Here is a 1,183-nt window from a genome sequence, read left to right as displayed (position 1 = left end):
TCGACCGACAAGGGAGGGCGGGTCGGCACCGGGCCGGTCTCCAATCCTGGCCATCGGTTCACCGTCGTCATCGACCCCGGCCATGGCGGCATCGACGGCGGTGCCGAGGGCCTGAACGGCACCATCGAGAAGAATGTCACGCTGGCCTTCGCCACGGAGCTGCGCGACAAACTCGCGGCCGTCGGCAATTACGATGTGTTCATGACGCGCGACACAGACGAATTCCTGCGTCTGGACGACCGCGTGCGCATCGCCCGTCAGCATGAGGCCGACCTGCTTATTTCGATCCATGCCGACACGATCAGCGTCAAGGGCATTCGCGGCGCCACCGTCTACACCGTCTCCGACAAGGCTTCGGACCCGGAGGCGCAGGCGCTTGCCGACCGAGAAAACCTCTCCGATCAGTTCGCCGGCATGGAAATCAAGAACGACAACAAGGAAGTCACCGACATCCTGATCGACCTGATCCGCCGCGAAACGCACAATTTCTCGATGAGCTTCGCCCACACGCTGGTCGGCCAGCTGTCGACCAGCGTCGGCCTCATTAACAACCCGCAGCGTTCTGCGGGCTTCAAGGTGCTCAAGGCACCCGACGTGCCGTCGGTGCTGGTCGAACTCGGTTATCTCTCGAACGCCAAGGACGAGGCGCAGTTGCTCAACGCCGATTGGCGCGGCAAGGCGGCCCAGAGCATAACCAACGCCGTCGCGCTGTTCGCGTCGGCCAAGGCCGGACCGGGAACCGGAGGTTGACATGCAAGGCGACGCCTGCAACCAGAGGCGGCGTTGCGCGACGACAACACCCAGCGCTTTTATTTCCCTCGCGGCCGTGAAATCGGGCATTGCCGTATTTTGTCCACATGGCGGCGACAAGGGTTTTCGATTACGGATTGGGACCAGCTCGAAAGCTTGCGCGAAAGGCGGCTTCGTTTAGGAAATTCCCGAACCAAGGACTGGAGCGGGTATGATTCGTCTCATTGGCTATTTTTTCGGCATAGGCACGACGCTGGCCCTTCTGGTCGCGGCGGGCGTTGCGATCTACATCGGCCATTTGTCGAAGGATCTGCCTGACTACGAAGTGCTGGCCAAATACGAGCCGCCGGTGACCACCCGCATCCATGCGTCTGACGGCGCGCTGATGGCCGAATATGCGCGCGAACGGCGCCTTTACCTGCCGATCCAGGCC

The 1,183-nt window shown here is 62.0% G+C and carries 2 protein-coding genes; both read left to right on the top strand.

Features of this window, described 5'->3' with window-relative positions; translation table 11 throughout:
* A partial coding sequence (locus EN943_RS37075) for an N-acetylmuramoyl-L-alanine amidase (RefSeq protein WP_164778613.1) occupies positions 1–750 on the top strand: 750 nt, incomplete at its 5' end.
* A 211-nt stretch (positions 751–961) separates the two neighbouring features.
* On the top strand, positions 962–1,183 hold a 222-nt coding region (locus EN943_RS37070; RefSeq protein WP_164778612.1), incomplete at its 3' end, for a hypothetical protein.

The sequence above is a fragment of the Mesorhizobium sp. M7A.F.Ca.US.006.01.1.1 genome (genome assembly GCF_003997935.1).
Classification (GTDB): Bacteria; Pseudomonadota; Alphaproteobacteria; order Rhizobiales; family Rhizobiaceae; genus Mesorhizobium.
The sequence above is the reverse complement of the archived record's forward strand: the minus strand, read 5'-3'. Positions and strand labels throughout refer to the sequence as shown.